Origin of the sequence: Agrococcus jejuensis, assembly GCF_900099705.1 — a bacterium.
GTDB lineage: Bacteria > Actinomycetota > Actinomycetes > Actinomycetales > Microbacteriaceae > Agrococcus > Agrococcus jejuensis.
This window is the reverse complement of the sequence record NZ_LT629695.1, coordinates 3,130,678-3,153,104: the sequence shown is the minus strand read 5'-3', so window position 1 is coordinate 3,153,104 and position 22,427 is coordinate 3,130,678. Positions and strand designations below refer to the sequence as shown.

25 protein-coding genes and 1 tRNA gene are annotated in these 22,427 nt (G+C 72.5%); 12 read left to right on the top strand and 14 right to left on the bottom strand.

Annotated elements, in window-relative coordinates; genetic code table 11:
- The first annotated feature begins 21 nt into the window (after window positions 1-21).
- The 4 genes from BLQ67_RS14955 (at window position 22) to BLQ67_RS14940 (ending at window position 1,919) form a co-directional block, all read left to right on the top strand.
- Window positions 22-705: a TetR/AcrR family transcriptional regulator gene (locus tag BLQ67_RS14955; protein ID WP_092506376.1), complete on the top strand. Its 684-nt coding sequence runs from the start codon at window positions 22-24 to the stop codon at window positions 703-705.
- Window positions 698-1,234, top strand: a complete 537-nt coding sequence (locus BLQ67_RS14950; protein ID WP_092506374.1) for a hypothetical protein — start codon at window positions 698-700, stop codon at window positions 1,232-1,234. The genes BLQ67_RS14955 and BLQ67_RS14950 overlap by 8 nt, the downstream gene beginning before the upstream one ends.
- The gene (locus BLQ67_RS14945; RefSeq protein WP_092506372.1) at window positions 1,231-1,770 is read left to right on the top strand and encodes a hypothetical protein; all 540 of its coding nucleotides are present in this window, start codon (window positions 1,231-1,233) and stop codon (window positions 1,768-1,770) included. Before BLQ67_RS14950 ends, BLQ67_RS14945 begins: the two co-directional genes overlap by 4 nt.
- A 78-nt stretch (window positions 1,771-1,848) precedes the next feature.
- Window positions 1,849-1,919: transfer RNA gene (locus BLQ67_RS14940), tRNA-Gly, on the top strand.
- A gap of 35 nt (window positions 1,920-1,954) precedes the next feature.
- Here the strand turns inward: BLQ67_RS14940 and BLQ67_RS14935 are convergent.
- The 3 genes from BLQ67_RS14935 to BLQ67_RS14925 all read right to left on the bottom strand — a co-directional run bounded on the left by BLQ67_RS14935 (window position 1,955) and on the right by BLQ67_RS14925 (window position 4,633).
- On the bottom strand, window positions 1,955-2,653 hold the full coding sequence (locus BLQ67_RS14935; protein WP_092506370.1) for a Pr6Pr family membrane protein: 699 nt from the start codon (window positions 2,651-2,653) through the stop codon (window positions 1,955-1,957).
- Window positions 2,654-2,730: 77 nt separating this feature from the next.
- A complete protein-coding gene (locus tag BLQ67_RS14930; protein ID WP_092506368.1) occupies window positions 2,731-3,219 on the bottom strand; it encodes a hypothetical protein in 489 nt (162 codons plus the stop codon).
- 16 nt (window positions 3,220-3,235) lie between these two features.
- A complete protein-coding gene (locus BLQ67_RS14925) occupies window positions 3,236-4,633 on the bottom strand; it encodes a GH1 family beta-glucosidase (RefSeq protein ID WP_092506366.1) in 1,398 nt (465 codons plus the stop codon).
- 78 nt (window positions 4,634-4,711) lie between these two features.
- Between BLQ67_RS14925 and BLQ67_RS14920 the strand changes: the two genes are divergently transcribed.
- A complete protein-coding gene (locus BLQ67_RS14920) occupies window positions 4,712-5,332 on the top strand; it encodes a hypothetical protein (protein ID WP_092506364.1) in 621 nt (206 codons plus the stop codon).
- Between the two features lie 32 nt (window positions 5,333-5,364).
- Here the strand turns inward: BLQ67_RS14920 and BLQ67_RS14915 are convergent, their stop codons facing one another.
- The 3 genes from BLQ67_RS14915 to BLQ67_RS14905 are packed head-to-tail and all read right to left on the bottom strand — an operon-like array spanning window position 5,365 to window position 7,441.
- The gene (locus tag BLQ67_RS14915) at window positions 5,365-6,339 is read right to left on the bottom strand and encodes an Fpg/Nei family DNA glycosylase (RefSeq protein ID WP_092506362.1); all 975 of its coding nucleotides are present in this window, start codon (window positions 6,337-6,339) and stop codon (window positions 5,365-5,367) included.
- 18 nt (window positions 6,340-6,357) lie between these two features.
- Window positions 6,358-6,840 (bottom strand): ribose-5-phosphate isomerase, encoded by a 483-nt coding sequence (locus tag BLQ67_RS14910; RefSeq protein ID WP_092506360.1) that lies wholly within the window; start codon window positions 6,838-6,840, stop codon window positions 6,358-6,360.
- Window positions 6,841-6,850: 10 nt separating this feature from the next.
- Complete coding sequence (locus BLQ67_RS14905) at window positions 6,851-7,441, bottom strand: mycothiol-dependent nitroreductase Rv2466c family protein (RefSeq protein ID WP_092506358.1); 591 nt, start codon at window positions 7,439-7,441, stop codon at window positions 6,851-6,853.
- A 77-nt stretch (window positions 7,442-7,518) separates the two neighbouring features.
- On the opposite strand from BLQ67_RS14905, the gene pepN reads away from it, so the two are divergent.
- From pepN to BLQ67_RS14885, 4 genes are read left to right on the top strand one after another with little or no spacing between them, the layout of a single operon-like run.
- Window positions 7,519-10,062: an aminopeptidase N gene (pepN, locus tag BLQ67_RS14900; RefSeq protein ID WP_092506356.1), complete on the top strand. Its 2,544-nt coding sequence runs from the start codon at window positions 7,519-7,521 to the stop codon at window positions 10,060-10,062.
- Window positions 10,062-11,054, top strand: coding sequence for a mechanosensitive ion channel family protein (locus tag BLQ67_RS14895; protein WP_092506354.1), 993 nt, complete (start codon window positions 10,062-10,064; stop codon window positions 11,052-11,054). Before pepN ends, BLQ67_RS14895 begins: the two co-directional genes overlap by 1 nt.
- Before the next feature lies 1 nt (window position 11,055).
- Entirely contained in the window at window positions 11,056-11,457 is a 402-nt protein-coding gene (locus BLQ67_RS14890) for a globin (protein ID WP_172802350.1), read from the top strand.
- 9 nt (window positions 11,458-11,466) lie between these two features.
- Entirely contained in the window at window positions 11,467-13,116 is a 1,650-nt protein-coding gene (locus BLQ67_RS14885; RefSeq protein ID WP_092506350.1) for an FAD-binding dehydrogenase, read from the top strand.
- Here BLQ67_RS14885 and BLQ67_RS14880 read toward each other — a convergent pair.
- Complete coding sequence (locus BLQ67_RS14880; RefSeq protein WP_157674870.1) at window positions 13,109-13,678, bottom strand: hypothetical protein; 570 nt, start codon at window positions 13,676-13,678, stop codon at window positions 13,109-13,111. The genes BLQ67_RS14885 and BLQ67_RS14880 overlap by 8 nt on opposite strands.
- 11 nt (window positions 13,679-13,689) lie before the next feature.
- Window positions 13,690-14,304, bottom strand: coding sequence for a hypothetical protein (locus BLQ67_RS14875; protein ID WP_092506346.1), 615 nt, complete (start codon window positions 14,302-14,304; stop codon window positions 13,690-13,692).
- 104 nt (window positions 14,305-14,408) lie between these two features.
- Here BLQ67_RS14875 and BLQ67_RS14870 point away from each other — a divergent pair, with 104 nt between their 5' ends.
- Window positions 14,409-15,272: an acyl-CoA thioesterase gene (locus tag BLQ67_RS14870; protein WP_407922496.1), complete on the top strand. Its 864-nt coding sequence runs from the start codon at window positions 14,409-14,411 to the stop codon at window positions 15,270-15,272.
- A 2-nt stretch (window positions 15,273-15,274) separates the two neighbouring features.
- Entirely contained in the window at window positions 15,275-15,850 is a 576-nt protein-coding gene (locus tag BLQ67_RS14865) for a GNAT family N-acetyltransferase (protein ID WP_197674613.1), read from the top strand.
- 3 nt (window positions 15,851-15,853) lie between these two features.
- Here the strand turns inward: BLQ67_RS14865 and BLQ67_RS14860 are convergent, their stop codons facing one another.
- The 6 genes from BLQ67_RS14860 to BLQ67_RS14835 all read right to left on the bottom strand — a co-directional run bounded on the left by BLQ67_RS14860 (window position 15,854) and on the right by BLQ67_RS14835 (window position 21,848).
- Window positions 15,854-16,774 carry a hypothetical protein gene (locus tag BLQ67_RS14860; RefSeq protein WP_092506344.1) on the bottom strand — a complete coding sequence of 307 codons (921 nt, stop codon included), beginning with the start codon at window positions 16,772-16,774 and terminating at the stop codon, window positions 15,854-15,856.
- A 160-nt stretch (window positions 16,775-16,934) separates the two neighbouring features.
- Entirely contained in the window at window positions 16,935-18,461 is a 1,527-nt protein-coding gene (locus BLQ67_RS14855; protein WP_092506342.1) for a CoA-acylating methylmalonate-semialdehyde dehydrogenase, read from the bottom strand.
- A 73-nt stretch (window positions 18,462-18,534) separates the two neighbouring features.
- Complete coding sequence (locus tag BLQ67_RS14850; protein ID WP_092506340.1) at window positions 18,535-19,005, bottom strand: acyl-CoA thioesterase; 471 nt, start codon at window positions 19,003-19,005, stop codon at window positions 18,535-18,537.
- 1 nt (window position 19,006) lies between these two features.
- The gene (ettA, locus tag BLQ67_RS14845) at window positions 19,007-20,689 is read right to left on the bottom strand and encodes an energy-dependent translational throttle protein EttA (protein ID WP_092506338.1); all 1,683 of its coding nucleotides are present in this window, start codon (window positions 20,687-20,689) and stop codon (window positions 19,007-19,009) included.
- Between the two features lie 63 nt (window positions 20,690-20,752).
- A complete protein-coding gene (locus BLQ67_RS14840) occupies window positions 20,753-21,190 on the bottom strand; it encodes a DUF6993 domain-containing protein (protein WP_092506336.1) in 438 nt (145 codons plus the stop codon).
- 136 nt (window positions 21,191-21,326) lie between these two features.
- Complete coding sequence (locus BLQ67_RS14835) at window positions 21,327-21,848, bottom strand: single-stranded DNA-binding protein (RefSeq protein WP_092506334.1); 522 nt, start codon at window positions 21,846-21,848, stop codon at window positions 21,327-21,329.
- Between the two features lie 220 nt (window positions 21,849-22,068).
- Between BLQ67_RS14835 and BLQ67_RS16525 the strand changes: the two genes are divergently transcribed.
- The gene (locus BLQ67_RS16525; protein ID WP_157674869.1) at window positions 22,069-22,308 is read left to right on the top strand and encodes a hypothetical protein; all 240 of its coding nucleotides are present in this window, start codon (window positions 22,069-22,071) and stop codon (window positions 22,306-22,308) included.
- Window positions 22,309-22,427: the final 119 nt, after the last annotated feature.

Here is a 22,427-nt window from a genome sequence, read left to right as displayed (position 1 = left end):
ACGTTCAGGTATGGTGATGCCATGACACCGGACGGGCGGGACACGAAAGGCGAGCGGACCCGCGCGCGCGTCGTCGAGGCAGCGCTCGCGACGCTCGCGGAGGACGGATATGCGGCTGCCTCCATGCGGCGCATCGCACAGCGCGCGGGCGTCGCGCCCGGCACGATCTACCTCTACGTGCCCTCGAAGGCGCACCTCGTGCACCTCGTCTACGACGCCGTCACCGAGCGCATCGTCGAGCGGCTCGCCAGCGAGCTCGGCACGACGCGTGCGTTCGCCCGCCGCCTCGACGCGGCGATGACGATCGTGCTCGACGAGATCGCTCCGCACCACGCCGTCGCGGTCGAGATGCTCGGCGCATCCCTCGACCCCGCCTCCCCCACGAGCCCGTTCGGCGACGCGAGCGCCGAGACGCGCGACCGCATGATCGCGGCCCTCGGCACCGTCGTCGCCGGCTCCGACCTGCGCGCCGACGCCGAGGTGCTCGAGGCCCTGCCCGAGCTGCTCTGGGCCGCCGTCATGGCCGTGATGCTCGCGTGGTCGATGGATCGCAGCGACGACCAGCGCCGCACCAGGGCCCTCGTGGCCGAGGTCGTGCCGCTCGTCGACGACCTCGCCCGCGCGAGCCGCCTGCCGGTGCTGCGCGGCCAGGCCCGCCGCGTGCTGGCGCTCGCGCGCATGGCGAGGGAGCTCGGCGATGCGTGAGCACGACGGAGGCTTGCGTTGGATCGAGGATCCGGCGCTCGCCCTGCTGGGGCTCGCGGTCGGCCTCGACCCGCGCAGGAACCAGTGCACCGTGCTCGACGTCGCGGTGGGCTGGGTCGTCGCGATCATGTCGCTCGCGGTCACCGCCATCGTCACGACGATCGCGCCGCTCGGCGTCGCGAGCGAGTTCGCCGTCGAGTCGCTCGGCGGCGCCGGGCTCACGGCGATGTTCGCGGTGGTCATCGGCGGCGTGCCGCTGACGATCTACGGCGTGCCCGCCGCCGTCGCGCTGGCGGTGCTGCTCTCGGTGCTGCGCATGCGATGGGAGGTCGTGCACCTCGCGTGCTTCGCAGCGCTCGGCGCCATCGTCGCGTGGCCAGCGGCGTCGTTGGTCGACAGGCCGATCCTGGAGGTGCTGCCGTACGCGATCGTCGCAGCCGTCGTGGGTCGCCTCGCCGGCAAGCGCTTCGCGATCGCTCGCGACGGCGCGCTGCGCGAGCGCCTCGTCGCGCGAGGCGACGCCCCGTGAGCGGCCGCGCGCGCGACGACGCGTGGCACGAGGATGCGTACGACCGCGACGACGTCCATCCCGAGACCACGCACGCCGACCTCGCCGAGCGCTACGGCTGGCCGGATCCGCGCCGCAACGAATGGACGCCGTCGGACATCGGCGTCGGCTGGGTGGCAGCGCTCATGGCGCTCGCCGTCGTCGCGCTCGTGCACGGGGTCGTCCGCGGCGATCCTGGCGGGGGTGTCGCATGGGCGGTGATCATGATCGTCGCGGGCGGCTGCGTGCTCACGATCTTCGGCATCCCCGTCGCGATCGGTCTCTCGATGCTGCTGCGACGGGTGCGCTGCGAGCCCGTGCATCTCGCAGCGTTCCTCGCCGCCGGACTGCTCGGCGCGTGGCTGCTCGGCACGATCTTCGGCGGCCTCGGCATGTTCACGTTCACGGCACCGTACGCGGTCGCCGCCTCGCTCACGGGCAGGATCGTCGCGAAGCTCTGGGCGGTGCGCCGCATCGACAGAGCACTCGGCCCGACCGATCCGGCGGCGTCGTCGTGAGCCGACGCGCGACGGTGGCCACGGCGCGCCGCCGACCGTGTACCGTTGAGAGGTCGCGCAGCCTGGCTGCGCAGCGCCGGGGGTGTAGCTCAATGGTAGAGCTCCAGTCTTCCAAACTGGTGGCGCGGGTTCGATTCCCGTCACCCCCTCCGAATGGCCGCGCGAGTGCCGCGCTGGCCCTGCCTCAAGCGAGACCCGCCACCGTGTCCTCGGGCGTCTCCTCGGCCTCGTCCTGCCAGCGACGTGCGCTCAGCCAGTTGCCGATGGCGCGCACGCCGAACGCGAGCACCAGGAAGCCGACGACCATCGCGAGGCACAGCAGCGCGACGCCGCCGTAGCCGCCCGATGCGGCGGGGTTGAAGAACGGGTACGGGTAGAAGCCGTCGATGGCGCCACGCACGACCGAGAAGATCGCGTAGAACGCGGGCCAGATCATCCACCAGCCGACGACCGACAGCGGCAGGCGTCGACGCGGCGGCCAGAGGATCCAGTCGACGATGCCGAGGACCGGCAGCAGGAAGTGCATGATGCCGTTGACCCACGGCAGCAGGTCGCCCAGGTCGGCGTCGGTGAGCAGCGTGTTGAAGACGAGCCCGACGAACGCGATGTACACGACGATGCCGCCGCGGATGGCGACGTCGGTCGACGACGGGTCGGTGCGTCCGTTGATGAGGCGGATGGCGCTCACGACGAACACCACCGAGATCATGATGTTGCTGAGGTTCGTGAAGTACACGAAGAAGTTCACGACGCTGTAGCCGGCCGGGATGTGGATCGCGAAGAGCTGGTACAGCATCGCGAACATCGAGAGGGTGGCACCGCCGAGGCGCAGGACGATGGCGAGCGTGCGCGAGGTGGAGCTCGCGGCGGCATGGGACGTCATGGGGGAACCATAGCCCGCGGATGCGTCGATCCCGTGACGGACGCGTGCAGCGGATGAACGATCTTCGACCGCGGGCGTCAGCGCTCGTCGAGCACCGCGCTCAGTGGCGCAGGCACCTCGTCTGGCGCCAGCGCGTCGACGAGCAGCGCCGCGTAGCGCGCCTTGTTGCCGCTGCGTCCACCGAGGAAGCGGCGCAGCTGGTCGACGGTCGAGCGATCGCGCTGCGCGGGCTGCCGCTGCAGCGTGCCGAAGCTCTCCCGCTCCCCCGCCGCATCCAGCACCGCGAGCACCCGCTCGACGCCGAGCGCCCGGATGACCTCGTCCTCGAGGTCGCGATCGCACACGTGCACGACGTCGACCCACGGCGCGACGACATCATGCTCGTTGGCGTCGACGAGCGCGACGAGCCGCTCGCCGGGTGCCGACGACCGCAGCTCGGCCGTCACGCGGCGCGCGGCGTGCGCGCCACCCAGCACGACGACGCGCGGCATCGGCCGCCCGAGCAGGCTCGCAGCCGCCTCGAGCGCGACGTGGTCGCTCTCGCCCTCGACGAGCACGACCGTCACGGCAGGCTCGATCGCGTCAGAGCGCCCGGTCGCGCGCGATGCGCTGGAACGCGAGCGCCGAGTCCTTGAGCGTGCGCTGCTGCGTCTCGTAGTCGACCCGCACGAGGCCGAAGCGCTTGTGATAGCCCCACGCCCACTCGTAGTTGTCCATCATCGACCAGTAGAAGTAGCCCTCGACGGGCACGCCGGCGTCGACCGCGTCGAGGATCGCGCCGAGGTGCGCCTCGAGGAACTGCACGCGCTCGCCGTCGTGCACCGCGCCGTCCTCGGCCACGACGTCGTCGTACGCGGCACCGTTCTCGGTGACCCACAGGTCGACGAGCGCGGGGCCGGCGTACTCCTCGTGCACGCGCTGCAGCAGGCGCGTGAGCCCCTCGGGCTGCACCTCCCAGCCCATCGACGTCACGGGCAGGCCGCGCGGATGCGCATGCACGCCATCCGCCGCCGGATACGGCGAGCCCACCTCGCGCGACGTCGGCGCATCCTGCTCGAGCGGCACGGCAGGCGGCTCGTACGAGACGGCGTCGCCGTGGTAGTAGTTCACGCCCAGCAGATCGATCGGCGCGGAGATCGAGCCGAGATCGTTGGGCTGGATCGCGTCGGCGAGGCCGAGGTGGCCGACGTCCTCCATGAGGTCGTCGGGGTAGGCGCCACGGAAGATCGGGTCGAGGAAGAACCGGTTGAACTGGCCGTCGATGCGGCGGGCCGCGTCGCGGTCGCGCTCGCTCGACGGGTCGACGGGATCGGCGACCGTGAGGTTGAGCGTCACGCCCACCCACGCGTCGGGGGCGGAGCCGCGGATGACGTCGACGCCGAGGCCGTGCGCCAGCAGCAGGTGGTGGCCGGCGACGAGGCCGTCGCGCACGCTGCGGCGGCCGGGCGCGTGCGCCCCCGCCGTGTAGGAGAGGAACGACGAGCACCACGGCTCGTTGAGCGTCGTGATGGTGGGCACGCGGTCGCCGACGGCCTCCACGACGCTCGTCGCGTACTCGACGAAGCGCTCGACGGTGTCGCGCGAGGTCCAGCCGCCCTTCGCCTCGAGCGCCTGCGGCAGGTCCCAGTGGTACAGCGTGAGCCACGGCGCGATGTCGTGCTCGAGCAGCTCGTCGACGAGGCGGCGGTAGAAGTCGAGGCCCTCCTCGTTGACGTCGCCGCCGTCGGGGCGCACGCGCGACCAGCTCGTCGAGAAGCGGTACGACTGCACGCCCATGTCGGCCATGAGCCGCACGTCGTCGCGGTACCGGTGGTAGTGGTCGCACGCGACCGCGCCGTCGTGGCCGTCGATCACGGCGCCCGGCACGCGGGCGAACGCATCCCAGATCGAGTCGGTGCGACCACCCTCGGTCGCAGCCCCCTCGATCTGATAGGCCGCCGTGGCGACGCCGAGCGTGAAGTCCTCAGGAAGCTGACGCACGCGCTCAGGCTACCCACCTATCGTGGAGGCGGGCAGTCGCGCATCGCGACGGCCCACGAACGTCTGGAGCATGTGAGCGTGAGCACCCGCCCGTCCGCCGGCAGCCGGCTCGCAGGACTCGGCATCGTCGCCGTCGCCGTGGGCCTCATCGTCGCGTGCGTGCCCGCGCCCGTCGTCGCGCCGAGCGACCCCGACATCCCCGGCGCGTCGTCGACGCCCGCGTTCCCGAACCTCACGAACCCGCCGACGACCGCGGGCCCGAGCATCCCGCCCGTGCCCACGACCGCGCCCGGCGAGTTCACGTACGGCGACACCATCACGATCCACACCGATCAGGGCACGACGTGGGAGATCACGCCGCTGCAGTCGATCGACCCCGCCGACTCGATCGTGCAGGCGAACGGCTACCAGCCGACGCAGGGGCAGCGCGCCGTGATCCTCGAGCTCACGATCCGCAACGTCGGCGTCGTCACGACGCACCCGTACTACGACATGGCGTTCGCGTACCAGCCCGACAACGCGCCCCGGTACGACCAGAACTCGGGCGCGCTCATCGCGGCGCCCGACGACCTCGGCTACTACCCCGAGATCTTCATCGGCGAGTCGGTGACGGCCGAGATCGTCGTGCAGGTGCCCGAGAACGCGCCGGAGGGCTCGTGGGTCATCGGCGACGGCACGAGCGAGTACCGCTTCCGCTGACCCGGCGGACGCTGCCTAGAGCTGGCAGGCGGTCATGACTGGCAGCCGGGGCACCAGTACAGCTTGCGCTGCTGCATGACCTCGAGCGCGACGGTCGTGCCGCAGCGCAGGCACGGGAGCCCCTCGCGCTTGTAGACCCAGTGCCGGTCGGCGCGGCTCGCCATCGCGAGCTCGAGGCGCTTGCCGCGCAGGCCGTCGATCGTGAGCATCTGCCCCGTCTCGACGCCGATGCGCAGCAGCCGCACCCAGTCCTTCCAGAGCCCGCGCAGCTCGTCGCCGTCGAGCGACTGCCCGGTGCGGTGCGGCGAGATGCGGGCGCGGAAGAGCAGCTCGGCGCGGTAGACGTTGCCGATGCCGGCGACGACCGCCTGGTCCATGAGCAGCTGCCCGATGGGCTGGCGCGAGCGGCCGGCGCGCTCGACGAAGCGTCGCTCGGCGGCGGCCTTCGTCTCGAAGAGCGCCTCGGGGTCGGGGCCGAGGCGCTGGGCGACGGCCTCGACCTCGTCGGGATCGAGCACCTCGCACACCGTCGGGCCGCGCAGGTCGGCGACGGCCGTGGCGGTGAGGATGCGTACGCGCACCGCCCCGACGGGCGGGGGCGGGAACTCGTCGACCTCGAGCGTCGACTCGGACTCCCCCATCCGCAGCCTCGCGAGCCGCGGGGCGCCGATCGACGAGAGCGAGTGCTCGAACCCACCGTCGGCGACCGTGCCGCGCATGCCGGTCTGGCCGGCGCGGCCGCCTGCGGACCGCAGCGTGGCGTCCTCGGCGATGCGGCCCGCGAAGTCCCACGCGCCGTAGATGCCGAGGTGCACGTGCAGCCAGCGACCGTCGAAGTCGAGCAGCAGGTGCTTGCCGATCGCGCGCGACGCCGTCATGGTGCGGCCGTCGAGCGATGCTGCGCCGTCGGCGAAGCGCCCCTGCGGCGACGACAGCGCGCACGCGTCGCCGACGAAGTTCGCGTCGAACTGCCGCGCGATGCGGTGGACGGAATGGCCCTCGGGCATGCTGCGTGCGGCCCGGCGTCAGTCGAGCAGGCCGGCGATGCGGCCCGTCGTCTCGTACTCGGCGAGCTGCGCGATGCGCCGCGCGTGCCGCTCGACGCCCGGGAAGGGCGTCGCGATGAACCGGTCGATGAGCGCGAGCATCTCGGCCTCGTCGTGCTGGCGGGCGCCGATCGCGATGACGTTCGCGTCGTTGTGCTCGCGGGCGAGCTCGGCCGTGGGAACGTTCCACACGAGCGCAGCGCGCACGCCCTCGACCTTGTTCGCGGCGATCTGCTCGCCGTTGCCCGAGCCGCCGAAGACGACGCCGAGCGCCTCGACGCCCGCGCGCTGGTCGGCGACGACCGCCTGTGCGGCGGCGATGCAGAACGACGGGTAGTCGTCGTCGCCGTCGTATGCCGTGGGGCCGTGGTCGAGCACCTCGTGACCGGCGGCCTGCAGGTGGGCGACGAGGGTCTTCGAGTACTCGAATCCCGCGTGGTCGGTGGCGACGTGGATCCTCACTGCGCCCCCCTCACCGTGCACCCTCATGCAGAAGCGGGCCGACGGTGCGCGAGCGCTTCAGCTCGAAGAAGCCGGGCACGCTCGCCGCGGCCACGATGCCGTCGAAGAGGCGCAGCGCCTCGTCGCCGGTCGGCGCGGGGCTCACGACGGGACCGAAGAACGCGACGCCGTCGACCGACACGACGGGGGTGCCCACGTCGTCGCCCACGAGGTCGATGGCCTCCTGGTGGCTCGCGCGCAGCTGCGCGTCGTACGCATCCGTCTCCTCGGCGAGCGCCGGGTCGAGGCCGACCTCGGCGAGCGCCTCGACGACGATCGCGTCGAAGTCGCGCTGCTCGCCGGGATGGATGCGCGAGCCGAGCGCGTCGTAGAGGGGCTTCACGACCTGCTCGCCCGCGGTCTCGCGGGCGGCGATCACGAGCCGCGTGAGGCGCAGCGAGCGCGGCATGCGCCTCGCGTACTCCTCGGGGAGATCACGACCCTCGTTGAGGATCGCGAGGGACATGACGCGCCAGTCGACGTCGAATCCTCGCGTGCCGGCCACCTCGCCGAGCCACCGCGACGTCATCCACGCCCACGGGCACGTGGGATCGAACCACATGCGTACCTGAGTCACAGGGCAAGCGTATCCGCGCGACTACGCTGGCAAGCACGCCCACGAAGCAATGGAGGACGAGCGTGCCCGGAGAGAACCTCACCCGCCAGGAGGCCCAGGAGCGCGCCGCGCTCGTCGCCGTGCAGTCGTACGACGTGGCCCTCGACCTCACGACCGGCGACGAGGTGTTCCGCTCGACGACCACCGTGCGCTTCCAGGCGCACACCCCGGGCGCGTCGACGTTCATCGACCACATCGCCCGGGAGGTGCTCTCGGTGACGTTCAACGGCGTCGAGCTCGACGTCGCGTCGGTGGTGGACGGCCCGCGCATCGCGCTCGCCGACCTGCAGGCCGAGAACGAGCTCACCGTCGTCTCCGACGCGCTCTACGTCAACACGGGCGAGGGGCTGCACCGCTTCGTCGACCCCGTCGACGGCGAGGTCTACCTCTACTCGCAGTTCGAGGTGCCCGACTCGCGCCGCGTCTTCACGGTGTTCGAGCAGCCCGACCTCAAGGCCGAGTTCACGTTCACGATCACGGCGCCCGCGCGCTGGCAGGTCGTCTCGAACCAGCCGACGCCCGAGCCGACGATCGACGGCGAGACCGGCACGTGGCGCTTCGGCGCGACGCCCCGCATCTCCTCCTACATCACGGCGCTCGTCGCCGGCCCCTACTGGGTCACGCGCGACTCGCTCACGAGCGCATCCGGCCAGGACATCCCGCTCGGCATCTTCTGCCGTGCCTCCCTCGCCGAGCACATGGACGCCGACGCGATCTTCGCGACGACGAAGGCGGGCTTCGCGTTCTACGAGGAGCACTTCCAGACGCCGTACCCGTTCGACAAGTACGACCAGCTCTTCGTGCCCGAGTTCAACGCCGGCGCCATGGAGAACGCGGGCTGCGTGACCTTCACCGAGGCGTACGTGTTCCGCTCCAAGGTGACCGACGCCATCCGCGAGCGTCGCGTCGTCACGATCCTGCACGAGCTGGCCCACATGTGGTTCGGCGACCTCGTGACGATGCGCTGGTGGAACGACCTGTGGCTCAACGAGTCGTTCGCCGAGTGGGCGTCGACGCTCGCGACCGCCGAGGCGACCGAGTGGACCCACGCCTGGACGACGTTCCAGGCCATGGAGAAGACCTGGGCGTACCGCCAGGACCAGCTGCCCTCGACGCACCCGATCGTCGCCGAGATCCGCGACCTCGAGGACGTGCAGGTCAACTTCGACGGCATCACGTACGCCAAGGGCGGCTCGGTGCTGAAGCAGCTCGTGGCCTGGGTGGGCCTGGAAGCGTTCATGCGCGGCCTCGCCGAGTACTTCCGCAAGCACTCGTACGGCAACACCGACCTGTCGGACCTGCTCGTCGAGCTCGAGGCGGCGAGCGGCCGCGAGCTGTCGGGCTGGGCGTCGCAGTGGCTCGAGACGGCGGGCGTCAACACGCTGCGCCCCGAGCTCGAGACGACGCAGGACGGCATCATCACGTCGTTCGCGATCGCGCAGACCGCGACGGCCGACTACCCGACGCTGCGCCCGCACCGCATCGCCGTGGGCTTCTACGCCGAGCGCAAGGGCAAGCTGCAGCGCGTGCACCGCGTCGAGCTCGACATCGACGGCGCCTCGACGGCCGTGCCGCAGCTCGTCGGCCACCAGCGCCCCGACCTCGTGCTCATCAACGACGACGACCTCGCGTACGCGAAGATCCGCCTCGACGAGCAGTCGACGAAGGTCGCGCTCGCGGGCCTGTCGAAGATCGAGGACCCGCTGGCGCGCGCCCTCGTGTGGGGTGCCGCGTGGGATGCGACGCGTGACGGCGAGACGCCGGCGAGCGACTACGTCGAGCTCGTGCTCGCGAACATCGGCGCCGAGACCGAGTCGACGACCGTGCGCCTCGCGCTCGCGCAGCTCGCGCAGTCGGTGCGCACGTACGTCGCCCCCGAGCGTCGCGCGGGCCTCATCGAGACGACGGGCGACCGCCTGTGGGAGCTCGCGAACGCCGCGAAGGCCGGCTCCGACCTGCAGCTGCAGCTCGTGCAGGCGTTCGCAGGGCTCGCGTCGTCGGCGAGCCACGTCGCCGCGCTGCAGGGGCTGCTCGACGGCTCCGTCGCGCTCAAGGGCCTCGAGGTCGACGCCGACCTGCGCTGGCAGATCCTCGACGGCGTCGTGCTGAACGGCGCCGCGGGCGACGCCGAGATCGACGCGCTGCTCGCGACCGACGACACGGCGACGGGTCGCCAGTTCGCCGCGCGTGCACGGGCGACGATCCCCACGGCCGAGGCCAAGGAGCGCGCGTTCGCGTCGGTCGCCGACGCCGCGGGCGCCTCGAACCTCATCGTGCGCTACACGGGCATGGGTCTGCAGCACGTCAACGACCCCGCCGATCTCGCGACGCTCATCGAGCGGTACCACGCGGCGCTCATCCCGATCTGGGAGTCGCGCACGTACCAGATCGCCGAGGGCCTCATCGTGGGCCTCTACCCGTCGGTCGTCGCGACCGAGGAGCTCGCCGCCGCCACGCGCCAGTGGCTCGCCGAGCACCAGGACGTGCCCGCGCTGCGCCGCCTCGTGCAGGAGCAGCTCGCCGGCGTCGAGCGCGCGCTGCGCGTACAGGAGCGAGACCGGGTCTGATGACGGCATCGCTCGCGCTGGCCGCGAACCCCGACTCGCCGAGCGACCTGCTGGGCCTCGCCCAGCAGGCGCTCGGCGTGTGGTGGCAGCTCGTCGCGATCGTCGTCGTGCTGCTGCTCGCGCCGCTCGCGTGGTGGATCGTGCGGAGCGCGATCGACCGCGTCGTGAAGAACATCGTCTCGGGCGCGAAGCGGAAGGCATCGGTCGCCGACACCGAGGCGCTGCAGCGTTCGCCGCTGTACCACGTGCGCATCGTGCAGCGCACGAAGGCCATGGGTGGCGTGCTGCGCACCGTCGCAGCGTGGGTCATCGTGATCGTGACGATCATCGCGATCCTGTCGCTGCTGGGCATCTCGGGCTCCGCGCTCATCACCGCCGCCGGCCTCTTCGCCGCCGCGCTGGGCATCGGCGCGCAGAACGTCGTGAAGGACGTGCTCACGGGCCTGCTCATGGTGCTCGAGGATCAGCTGGGCATCGGCGACATCGTCGACCTCGGCATGGCGACGGGCGTCGTCGAGCAGGTGGGCATCCGCGTCACGCAGGTGCGCGACGTCAACGGCACGCTCTGGTACGTGCGCAACGGCGAGGTGAACCGCGTCGGCAACATGTCGCAGGGCTGGGCCCGCGTCGTCGTCGACCTCGGCATCCCGTACGAGGCTGACGTCGACGGTGCGCAGGAGCGCATCCTGCGCACGGCGCGGAGCCTCGCCGAGGAGCCGAAGTGGACGGCGAGCGTCATCGGCGACCCCGAGCTGTGGGGCATCGAGTCGGTGTCGGCCGACGTCATCGTCGTGCGCGTGACGATGAAGGTGAAGACGGCGTCGCGCGACGACGTCGCTCGCGAGCTGCGCGCGCGTCTCACGCGCGACCTGCGCGCCGCCGGCATCCCGCTCCCCTCCCTCGAGCAGGTCGTGCTCGAGGGCATGGAGGGTGCGGCGAGCGTCTCGGGCGCCCGCCCGCCGCGCACCGCCGAGCTGCCGAGGCAGGACTGACGTGACGTTCTACGAGCAGGTCGGCGGACGCGCGTTCTTCGAGCGACTCGTCGACGCGTTCTACGAGGGCGTGTGGACCGACGAGCTGCTGCGGCCCATGTACCCGCAGGATGACTACGACGGGGCGAAGGAGCGGCTGACGGGCTTCCTCGAGCAGTACTGGGGAGGCCCCGGCACGTACTCGCAGGAGCGCGGGCATCCGCGTCTGCGCATGCGCCACGCGCCCTTCCCCATCGGCCCCGAGGCGCGCGACCGCTGGCTGCACCACATGCGTGCGGCCGTCGACGTCGCGGGCCCGCCGCCGCTGCTGCGCGAGGAGCTGCTCGACTACCTCGACCGTGCGGCCCACGCGATGGTGAACCGCAACCCCGCGTTCCGCGCCGACCCGCCCGCGACCCTCTAGGAGCCTGCCGTGCCGCACAGCGACGTGCTCGTCATCGGCGCCGGCCTCGCCGGCCTCGTCGTCGCGCGCGAGGCCGTGCGCGCCGGCCGCACCGTCACGATCGTCGACCAGGAACCCGCCGCGTCGTTCGGCGGGCAGGCGTGGTGGTCGTTCGGCGGCGTCTTCCTCGTCGACTCGCCAGAGCAACGGCGCTTCGGCATCCGCGACTCGCTCGAGCTCGCGCGCGACGACTGGTTCCGCACCGCGGGCTTCGACGACGCGGGCGACGAGTGGGGTCGACAGTGGGCCGAGGCGTACCTGCAGTTCGCAGCGGGCGAGGCGCGGCCGTGGCTGCACGGCCTGGGCGTGCGGTTCTTCCCCGTCATCGGGCACGCGGAGCGCGGCGACGGCACACGCGGCAACTCCGTGCCGCGCTTCCACATCGTGTGGGGCTCGGGGCCGGGCGTCGTCGCGCCGTTCACGCGCGCCGTGCGCGACGGCGTGGATGCGGGACTCGTGACGATCCGCATGCGCCACCGCGTGGATGCGCTCACCGTCGACGGTGGCCGCGTGACGGGTGCGCGCGGCGCGGTGCTCGCGCCCGACGTCGCCGTGCGCGGCGAGTCGTCGAGCCGCGACGTCGTGGGCGAGTTCGCGCTCACGGCCGACCACGTCGTCGTCGCGACGGGCGGCACGGGCGGCGCGCTCGCCTCCGTCGCCCGCGACTGGCCCGAGCGCCTCGGCGCCATGCCGACCGCGCCGCTCGTCGGCGTGCCGGCGCACGTCGACGGCCGCGGCCTCGACGTGGCCGAGGCGGCCGGCGCCTCCGTGGTGCACCGCGACCGCATGTGGCACTACACCGAGGGCCTCGCCAACTGGGATCCCGTGTGGCCGCACCACGGCATCCGCATCCTGCCCGGCCCGTCGAGCCTGTGGGTCGACTCGGTCGGCGATCGCCTGCCCGCGCCGCTCTATCCCGGCTTCGACACGCTCTCGACGCTCGAGCACCTGCGGCACGGCGGCCACGAGCACTCGTGGTTCGTGCTCACCTCGACCATCCTGCGCAAGGAGATCGCGCTGTCGGGCTCCGAGCAGAACCCCGACTTCTCGGATCGCAGCCTGCGGCTCGTGCTCGACCGCATCCGCAACGGGTCGGTGGGCGTGCAGGGCTTCCTGCACCACGGCGAGGACGTCGTCGTCGCGCCCGACCTCGACGCGCTGCTCGACGGCATGCGCGCGCTCGAGCCCGGCCTCGACGCCGACCGCGTGCGCCGCGCCGTCGCGCAGCGCGACCGCGGCATCGACGCGCCGGGCACCGACCCGCAGATCGTGGCGATCGAGCGGGCGCGCGAGCTCGTGGGCGAGCGGATCATCCGCACGGCTCCCCCGCACCGGCTCACCGACGAGGGCCACGCGCCCATGGTCGCCTTCCGCCTGCGCACCGTCACGCGCAAGTCGCTCGGCGGCATCCTCACCGACCTCGACTCGCGCGTGCTCAGCGCCCGCGCCGACGGCACGACCGGGCCCATCCCCGGCCTCTACGCCGTCGGCGAGGCCGCGGGCTTCGGCGGCGGCGGCGTGCACGGCTACCGCTCGCTCGAGGGCACGTTCCTCGGCGGATGCCTGCACTCGGGCCTGCGGGCCGGGCGTGCGATCGTGCGGGAGGCTCGCGTCAGCTGATGCGCGGCAGCGCGTCGCCCGCGAACGCGAGCAGCACGTCGACGTAGCGGGCCGGGTCGCGGCGCGTCGTCTCGTCGACGAGCAGCGTGGAGTCGGCGCGCGCCGCCCAGCCGCCACCCAGCGGGAACGTCAGCACGTCGACCAGGCCGGCCTCCCACGCGAGCACCGTCGAGGGGATGTCGCGGCGCTCGGGCTGCTCGTCGAGCGGCACGTCGTCACGCTCGGCGGGCATGCTCGCCGTCCAGCGATGCAGGGCGTCGACGTCGACCCCCAGCGCCCGCAGCCGATCGTCACCGATCCCGAGACCGCGCACGCCGTACGGCATCTCGACGCCCGGCAGCCGCGTCGGCACGAGTGCGTCGCGCCAGGCCGTCAGCGCCCTGGGCGCCGCATCGAGCGGACGGTCCCCCACGACCACCCCGATCGGTGCCGGCACGAGCGCGGGGATGCCGAGGTCGATGCGCCACGCCTCCGCCACAGCGAGCGTCGCGAGCACCTGCGGCTCGGCGCGCGCGCTGCGCAGCACCATGTCGTGCGGCCACGGATTCGTGGGGTCGGGCACCAGCGAGCGCATCAGCGCACCAGCACGTCGCCGAGGCGCGTGGAGGCGCGCGTCCAGGCACCGACGCCCGTGACGGCGACGCGGTCGGTGCCGAGGAAGCCGAGGCCCTCGAGCGCCGCGCAGTGGCCGAGCGTGAGCGGGTGGCCGTCGAGGCCCTGGCTCCACACCGAGCGGCGCACCTTGCGCACCACGGCGTCGCCGGGACTCGCGGGCAGCTCGCGCTCCACGCGGGCGGCGGCGGCGCTCGCGCCGAGCCGCACGTCGTCGGCCGCGACGTCGCCGAGCGGCTGCCAGCCCGTTCGCGGCGCCGAGAGCGACGCCCAGGCCGGCAGGGTCGCCGCGGCCGGCACGTCGAGGTCCGCGCCCTCGCCCAGCGCATCCATCACGGCGTCGGCCGGCACGACGGCGTCGAACTCCGCCGCGTCGCGCATGCGCACGGCGCGCATGCCGAGGATCGTCGGGCCTGCGTCGAGCAGGCCGCTCGACACCGTGAGCGGCACGGTCACGAGCACGACGTCGCCGTGCGCCGTGAGCCGCACGCTCGTCTCGCCGAAGCGGCCGGCGCGGCCCAGCAGCGTGCGCACGTCGGCGCGAGCACGGTCGTCGACCGCCAGCAGGGAGGGCATGGCTCCAGCGTACGCGCGCGCGTCCTGGGCGCGCCCGCGCGCTGGCTAGGCTGGCAGCCGTGAGCGCCGCCCCCGAGATGCCCCCGCCTCCCCCGGCCGACCCCATGGCCCTGCTGCGCGAGACGCTCGACCTCGTCGACACCGGCGCCCGCACGAGCGAGGACATCTTCACGGGTCCCAGCCACTGGATGCCGCTCGGCCGCGTGTACGGCGGGCAGGTGATGGCGCAGGCCGTCGTCGCCGCGCAGCGCACCGTCGCCGACGACCGTCGCATCCACTCGGTGCACGGCTACTTCCTGCGCCCCGGCGACGTCGCACAGCCGATCACGTTCTCGGTCGACCGCATCCACGACGGCCGCTCGTTCGCCACGCGGCGCACGCAGGCCTACCAGGGCGGCGTGCCGATCCTGTCGATGATCGCGTCGTTCCAGGACGACGACGGCGGCGCCGAGTCGCAGTCGCCCATGCCGGAGGGCATGCCCGACCCCGAGTCGCTGCCGTCGGCGGCCGAGCTGCTCGGCGGCATCGACCACCCCGTCGCGCAGCACTGGTCGCGCGGGCGCCCGTTCGACATCCGCCACGTCGAGGGCCCCGTGTACCTGCACGACCGCGACCGCCCGCGCTCGGGCGTCGAGCACGTGTGGATCAGGGCGATCGGCCCGCTCGACGGCGACGACGCCATCCACCGCGCCGCCCTCGCCTACCTGTCGGACTACGCGATCCTCGAGCCGGTGCTGCGCCTGCACGGGTATGGCTGGTCGTCGCGCGACATCAAGGTCGCGAGCCTCGACCACGCCGTGTGGTGGCACCGCCCCGTGCGCGTCGACGAGTGGCTGCTCATGTCGCTCGAGGTGTCGTCGACCGGCGGCGGCCGCGGCCTGACGCTCGCGCGCGTGCACGCGCAGGACGGCACCCACGTCGCGACGATCGCGCAGGAGGGCATGGTGCGCCTGCCCGTCGAGGGGTGAGCGTGCCCGTCTCCCCCATCGACCCCGCCGTCGCGACCGCGACGATCGACGCTGCGCTGCCGCTGCGCACCGAGCGGCTCGTGCTGCGCCGGTTCACGACCGACGACCTCGATGCGTTCCGCGCGTACCAGTCCGACCCCGACACCGTGCGGTACCTGTGGCGGCCCATCCTCACGCCCGAGCAGATGGGCGCCCGGATGTCGGAGACGCCAGCGCTCGCGAAGGACGGCGACGCGTACGGCATCGCGATCGAGCACGACGGCACCCTGGTGGGCGAGACCGTCGTGAAGCTGACCGATGCCGCGGGCAGGCAGGCCGAGATCGGCTGGATCCTCGCGCCCGAGCACCGCGGCCGCGGCTACGCCGCCGAGGCCGGGCGCGCGGCGCTCGAGCTCGCGTGGGCGATCGGCGCGCACCGCGTCACCGCGGTGCTCGACCACGAGAACCAGTCGTCGGCGCGCATCGCCGAGCGCCTCGGCATGCGCCGCGAGGCCGTCATGGTCGACGACGGCGTCAACGGCTTCACGGGCGAGTACGGCTCGACCGAGATCTGGGCGGTGCTCGAGCGCGAGCGCTGAGCGCTACGCGATGTGCGTCACCACGCGACGCGCGACGATCCTCGGCACGCGGCCCGACAGTCCCGCGTACGCGAGCGTCCTGTCCTCCGGCCGCCGCACGTAGGGCCTCCCGTCCCGATCGACGACCGACGGCGTCGCCTGCGCCTCGAACGAGACGCCGACCGCGTAGGTGCGACCACCCTCGAGCTGCACGCGCACGCTGAGGTCGGAGAACGCGTGCGACCGACGTTGCACCGCGAACTCCCCCTGGCCGCTCGCCTGCTGCCGCAGGAGCGTGCGCGCACCGAACGGTCGCAGCAGCTCCCAGCTGCCGTCGACAGGGCTCACGAGCCACGCGAGCACGTACGCCGTGCATCGGTAGTGGAAGCTCGCCCACGGGCTCGCGCCCGCGCTCGGCAGGAACTGCCACCTCCACTCGCTCAGGGCCTCGATGCTCGCCGACAGCTCGTAGGTCGCGAGGGTGGTCGCGGGCCGCACGTAGGCGCCGACCCGGCCGAATCCGATCGTGTCTGCGTCGAGGCTCGACGCGTTGCTCCATCCGAACACCGCACCCGACTGCGCATCCCCGAAGCTCCCCGCCGACTGCCCACCGATGAGGTTCTTCGCCTGCCAGGCGTATCGGTGGTCGAGCTCCGGCGGCAGGATCCAATGCTCGCGGTAGTCGGCCCCGCCCGGGATGTACCAGGAGTCCGGCCACCGATACGAGCGCAGCGGCGCAGGGCGCAGCAGCGCCAACGTCTGCTTGCGGAGGCGGGTGACGGCCTCGACGTTCGACGGGTCGATCATCAGCTCGCGCTCGAGCTCCAGGTGGATGGCGTCGTCGGCGTCGACGAGGTCGACGGCGACCGCGTGGGCATCGACGTCGTGCGGCCCCTCGTGCGGTGCCGGCTCGTGCCGTGCGTGCGTTGGCGTGTCCTCGACCATGAGCCCGTCCTCATGTCGGGTCGGTCGGCGCGATGCGTCGAAGGTCCGCCCGGCGTGGTGTCACCCTGCCACCGGCGTACGGCGCCGTCGAGAGCGGGCTGCGCACGCGGCCGCCCTCGTCCCCCGACGGCGGTCGTACGACCGCGGCCGGCGGACCCCGCTAGTTCTGCGGGAAGCCCAGGTTCAGGCCGCCGTGGCTCGGGTCGAGCCAGCGGCTCGTCACGACCTTCTCGCGCGTGAAGAACTGGTAGCCGTGCGGGCCGTACGCCTTGCCCTGGCCGAAGATCGACGACTTCCAGCCGCCGAACGAGAAGTAGCCGACGGGCACGGGGATCGGCACGTTGACGCCGACCATGCCGACCTCGACCTCGTGCTGGAAGCGCCGCGCGGCGCCGCCGTCGTTCGTGAAGATCGCGGTGCCGTTGCCGTAGGGGTTCGACGCGATGAGGGCCATGCCCTCCTCGTACGACGCGACGCGCACGACCGACAGCACGGGGCCGAAGATCTCGTCGCGGTAGACGGCCGATGACGGCTCGACGTGGTCGACGAGCGTCGGGCCCAGCCAGAAGCCGTCGGGCTCGCCGTCGAACTCCGCCTCGCGGCCGTCGACGACGAGCGTCGCGCCGTCGGCCGTCGCGACGTCGAGGTAGCCGGCGACCTTGTCGCGGTGCACCTGCGTGATGAGCGGGCCCATGTCGCACGACCGGCGACCGTCGCCCGTGCGGATGCCCGCCATCTTCGCGGCGATGCGCTCGACGAGCTCGTCGGCGATCGACTCGACCGCGACGACGACGGAGATCGCCATGCAGCGCTCGCCCGCCGAGCCGAAGCCCGCGTTCACCGCGGCGTCGGCCGTGAGGTCGAGGTCGGCGTCCGGCAGCACGAGCATGTGGTTCTTCGCGCCACCGAGGGCCTGCACGCGCTTGCCCTCGCGCGACGCCGTCTCGTAGACGTACTGCGCGATGGGCGTCGAGCCGACGAACGAGATCGCCGCGACGTCGGGATGCGTCAGCAGCGCATCCACCGCCTCCTTGTCGCCGTGCACGACGTTGAAGACTCCGTCAGGCAGCCCCGCCTCGCGGTACAGCTCGGCGATCAGCACGGCCGCAGACGGATCCTTCTCGCTCGGCTTCAGCACGACGGCGTTGCCCGCGGCGATCGCGACGGGCGCGAACCACAGCGGCACCATGGCCGGGAAGTTGAACGGCGAGATGATGCCGACGACGCCGAGCGGCTGGCGCAGCGAGTACACGTCGACGCCCGTCGACACGTTCTCGGTGAACTCGCCCTTCGTCAGCAGCGGGAACGCCGTCGCGAGCTCCACGACCTCGAGGCCGCGCGCGACCTCGCCGAGCGCATCCGACACGACCTTGCCGTGCTCGCTCGTGATGAGCTCCGCGATCTGCTGGCGACGTGCGGACACGAGCTCGCGGAACGCGAACATGACCTGCTGCCGCTTCGCGACCGACGTGTCGCGCCACTCGGCAGCCGCAGCCTTCGCCACTGCGACCGCCTCGCCCAGCTCGTCGGCCGACGCGAGCGGCACCTCGCGGATCTGCCTGCCGAGCGCCGGATCGAACACGGGCGCCGTGCGCCCACCCGTGGCGATGCGCGGCTCGCCCCCGATCCAATGCGGGATGGGCTCGATCGTCGTCGTCGACGCGGCCTGCTCGGCAGTCTGGGTCATCGCGGATCCTTCCGTCGGTGCTCGCCAGCGTAGTGGCCGCACCGACGCCGCGTAGCGGGTCTGCGTCGCCGCGTCAGCGCCGGAACGCGAGCGGCTCGCCCACGAAGGGCGCCCACGCGGCGCGCTCGTCGTCGGTGAGCCGGCGCGGCCGCCCCGAGTCGACGTCGACCATGACGAACGTCGACGCCGCCCGCACCGCGATGCGGCCCGCGGGCTCGTCGCGCACCTCGTAGCAGAGCTCGACGCTCGAGCCGCCGATGCGCGAGAACCACATCTCGACCTCGAGCGGCGCTCGCCGGTACGGCACGGGCGCGAGGTACTCGATGTGGTGGCTCGCGATCAGCGTGAGCGTGCCCGCGTCGAGGCCCGGGTCGAGGATCGCCGTCGGCGGCGCATCCTCGTCGCCCGTGCGGAAGAACGCGCGCACGCGCGCCTCCTCGAGGATCGTGAGCATCGTCGAGTTGTTGACGTGCTGGAACGCATCCTGGTCGCGCCACCGCATCGGCACGGCGACGCGCATGCGCGCACCGACGGGCTCGCCCATGTCAGTCGCGGGTGAGCTTGCGGTACGTCGAGCGGTGCGGCTTCGCAGCGTCGGGACCGAGGCGCTCGATCTTGTTCTCCTCGTACGCCTCGTAGTTGCCCTCGAACCAGTACCAGTTCGACGGGTCGTCGTCGGTGCCCTCGTAGGCGAGGATGTGCGTCGCCGTGCGGTCGAGGAACCACCGGTCGTGCGTCACGACGACCGCGCAGCCAGGGAACTCGAGCAGCGCGTTCTCGAGGCTGCCGAGGGTCTCGACGTCGAGGTCGTTGGTCGGCTCGTCGAGCAGCAGCAGGTTGCCGCCCTGCTTGAGCGTGAGCGCGAGGTTGAGGCGGTTGCGCTCGCCACCCGACAGCACGCCGGCCTTCTTCTGCTGGTCGGGGCCCTTGAAGCCGAAGCGCGACACGTACGCGCGGCTGGGGATCTCGGTCGCGCCGACCTGGATGAAGTCGAGCCCGTCGGACACGACCTCCCACAGCGTCTTCTGCGGGTCGAGGTTCGTACGGCCCTGGTCGACGTACGAGATCTTCACGGTCTCGCCGATCTTCAGGTCGCCGCCGTCGAGCGGCTCGAGGCCCACGATCGTCTTGAAGAGCGTCGACTTGCCGACGCCGTTCGGGCCGATGACGCCCACGATGCCGTTGCGCGGCAGCGAGAACGACAGGCCGTCGATGAGGATGCGGTCGTCGAAGCCCTTCTGCAGGCCCTTCGCCTCGAGCACGAGCGAGCCCAGTCGCGGGCCGACGGGGATCTGGATCTCCTCGAAGTCGAGCTTGCGCGTGCGCTCGGCCTCGGCAGCCATCTCCTCGTAGCGCGCGAGACGCGCCTTCGACTTGACCTGGCGGCCCTTGGCGTTGGAGCGCACCCACTCGAGCTCCTCCGAGAGGCGCTTCTGCAGCTTGGCGTCCTTCTTGCCCTGCACCTGCAGGCGCTCCTGCTTCTTCTCGAGGTACGTCGAGTAGTTGCCCTCGTAGGGGTAGAGGCGACCGCGGTCGACCTCGCAGATCCACGTCGCGACGTGGTCGAGGAAGTAGCGGTCGTGCGTGACGGCCATGACGGCGCCGGGGTACTTCGCGAGGTGCTGCTCGAGCCACTGCACGCTCTCGGCGTCGAGGTGGTTCGTGGGCTCGTCGAGCAGCAGGAGGTCGGGCTTCTCGAGCAGGAGCTTGCACAGCGCGACGCGGCGGCGCTCACCACCCGAGAGGTTCTCGATCGACCAGTCGCCGGGCGGGCAGCGCAGCGCATCCATCGCCTGCTCGAGCTGCGAGTCGAGGTCCCACGCGTCGGCGGCGTCGATCTCCTCCTGCAGCGTGCCCATCTCGGTCATGAGGGCGTCGAAGTCGGCGTCGGGGTTCGCCATCTCGGCGGAGATCTCGTTGAAGCGGTCGATCTTGCCGCGCATCTCGCCGAACGCCTCCTGGACGTTCTCGAGCACGGTCTTCGACTCGTCGAGCTCGGGCTCCTGCATGAGGATGCCGACGGAGTAGCCGGCCGAGAGCCTGGCCTCGCCGTTCGAGGGCTGGTCGAGCCCCGCGATGATCTTGAGGATCGTCGACTTTCCCGCACCATTGGGACCCACGACGCCGATCTTCGCGCCCGGCAGGATCGCCGTGGTCACGTCGTCGAGGATCACCTTGTCGCCCACCGTCTTGCGGGCGCGCACCATCGAGAACACGTACTCGGCCATGGTGTCGAGTCTACGGGCCCGCGAGGGGCTCGGATGCCGCGGCCGGGGTCGCGCGGGGATGCGTCAGGGCGTGAAGGGTGCGACGAGGCACGTGCCCGTGCCGAGCACCGGCACGATCGTCGACGTCGGTGCGCCGTGCCCGACCTGACCGAGCAGGCACTCCTGGTCGACGCGCACGGCGACGGTCATGAGCGCGACGGGGTTGCCCTGCACGTCGACGTCGTCGCTGCGCTCGATGGCGGCCTGGTCGAAGCCGGCGGCGACGAGCGCGGCGACGAGCGCCTCGCCATCGGGCTGGCCGGCGACGTCGTTCGCGGCGAGCACGTCGGCGAACTGCTGCTGCAGCGCGGCCGCTCCCGTGAGCTCCTCGGCGGGTGGTGCCGACTCGCTCGGCGCCGCGGAGGCGCTGGGCGACGGCGCCGGTGCAGCGTCGCCGCCGCATCCTGCGAGCGCGAGCACCGCGGCGATCCCGGTTGCGAGCAGTGCTGCCTGGCGACGCATCGCGCTCCCCCTGAGTCCGTGGCACGGCGCGGTCTCCCCGACGGCCGTGCGGTCGCGATGCGACCCGCGCCAGCCTATCGACGCCGCGCCGGGAGGACCCGCGCGCCGACGCGCCTGCCACGTCGGCGCGCGGGGGTCAGAAGGGCACGTCGTCGTCGACGCCGGCGAGCACCGGCTGGAGCGCGGCGGGCTCGACGTCGGTCGCGGACGCGGCAGCGCCGGGCGTCGCCCAGCCCTGCGCATCGACGGCCGGCGCGGCGGCGGCCGCTGGCGCGGCGACGCTCGCGGACTCCGACGCCGCGCGCGACGCGCGCTGGAACGCCGTCGTGCCCCACCTCAGCGAGTGGCCGATGGCGTCGGCCTCGATCTCGACGGTCGTCGCGGGGCGATCGTCGTCGCCCCACGTCGTGATGCGGAGCCTGCCCGTGACGAGCACGGGGTCGCCCTGCCGGATCGACTGCGCGACGTGCGCGGCGAGGTCGCCCCACACGGCGATGGAGTACCAGTTGGTGCCGGCGTCGGACCACTGGCCCGTCGACGGATCCTGCTTGCGCAGGGTGGATGCGACGCGCAGGTTCGCGACCTGGCGTCCGGACGGGATGGTGCGCAGCTGCGGCGTCGAGCCGGCGGTGCCCTCGATGGTGATGCGATCGGTCATGCGAGCACCATCGCGGTCGGCGCCGACGGTCGGGCGACGCCGCCGGGATGGCTGTGGAGAGGCGCCGGCTGTGGAGCCGCGATCGCCGCGCGCCGGCGCGGCATCGCACGCCGAGGCGTCCGTCAGCGCCGCACCGCGCGACGGTCGCGCTCGGCGTGTCGGTGGTCGCACCTACGTTCGAGGCATCCGGGGCCGGCCGGCGATCACGAAGGAGGCAGGGATGTCCACCACCACCGCGTATCTGCCCGCGCGCTTCGGCATCGCCATGGCGCAGGTCAACGAGTCGATGTGGCGCGTGTCGCGCGCGAGCGGCGACGTCGTCGGCCACATCGAGCGCCTGCCGGGCGCAGACGGCGATCGCTTCCGCGCGCGCCGGCTGCTGCCGCGGAGCCACCGGTACCTCTCGCTGGGCGAGTTCTGGTCGATCGACGACGCGATCGACTGCTTCCGGCAGGGCTGACGCCGCGGGCAGGGCTGACGCCGCGGGCAGGGCTGACGCCGCGGGCAGGGCTGACGTCTCGGGCAGCACGACGCCCGGCAGGGCGAGCCTGCCGGGCGTCGGTCGCCGGATGCGCCGGC

What these genes read in the sequence shown, in the direction of transcription:
- BLQ67_RS14955 (WP_092506376.1), top strand. Translation starts at nt 22, where the DNA reads ATGACACCGGACGGGCGGGACACGAAAGGCGAGCGGACCCGCGCGCGC.
- BLQ67_RS14950 (WP_092506374.1), top strand. Translation starts at nt 698, where the DNA reads ATGCGTGAGCACGACGGAGGCTTGCGTTGGATCGAGGATCCGGCGCTC.
- BLQ67_RS14935 (WP_092506370.1), bottom strand. Translation starts at nt 2,653, where the DNA reads ATGACGTCCCATGCCGCCGCGAGCTCCACCTCGCGCACGCTCGCCATC.
- BLQ67_RS14915 (WP_092506362.1), bottom strand. Translation starts at nt 6,339, where the DNA reads ATGCCCGAGGGCCATTCCGTCCACCGCATCGCGCGGCAGTTCGACGCG.
- BLQ67_RS14905 (WP_092506358.1), bottom strand. Translation starts at nt 7,441, where the DNA reads ATGTGGTTCGATCCCACGTGCCCGTGGGCGTGGATGACGTCGCGGTGG.
- BLQ67_RS14895 (WP_092506354.1), top strand. Translation starts at nt 10,062, where the DNA reads ATGACGGCATCGCTCGCGCTGGCCGCGAACCCCGACTCGCCGAGCGAC.
- BLQ67_RS14875 (WP_092506346.1), bottom strand. Translation starts at nt 14,304, where the DNA reads ATGCCCTCCCTGCTGGCGGTCGACGACCGTGCTCGCGCCGACGTGCGC.
- BLQ67_RS14870 (WP_407922496.1), top strand. Translation starts at nt 14,409, where the DNA reads ATGGCCCTGCTGCGCGAGACGCTCGACCTCGTCGACACCGGCGCCCGC.
- BLQ67_RS14860 (WP_092506344.1), bottom strand. Translation starts at nt 16,774, where the DNA reads ATGGTCGAGGACACGCCAACGCACGCACGGCACGAGCCGGCACCGCAC.
- BLQ67_RS14855 (WP_092506342.1), bottom strand. Translation starts at nt 18,461, where the DNA reads ATGACCCAGACTGCCGAGCAGGCCGCGTCGACGACGACGATCGAGCCC.
- BLQ67_RS14850 (WP_092506340.1), bottom strand. Translation starts at nt 19,005, where the DNA reads ATGGGCGAGCCCGTCGGTGCGCGCATGCGCGTCGCCGTGCCGATGCGG.
- ettA (WP_092506338.1), bottom strand. Translation starts at nt 20,689, where the DNA reads ATGGCCGAGTACGTGTTCTCGATGGTGCGCGCCCGCAAGACGGTGGGC.
- BLQ67_RS14840 (WP_092506336.1), bottom strand. Translation starts at nt 21,190, where the DNA reads ATGCGTCGCCAGGCAGCACTGCTCGCAACCGGGATCGCCGCGGTGCTC.
- BLQ67_RS14835 (WP_092506334.1), bottom strand. Translation starts at nt 21,848, where the DNA reads ATGACCGATCGCATCACCATCGAGGGCACCGCCGGCTCGACGCCGCAG.
- BLQ67_RS16525 (WP_157674869.1), top strand. Translation starts at nt 22,069, where the DNA reads ATGTCCACCACCACCGCGTATCTGCCCGCGCGCTTCGGCATCGCCATG.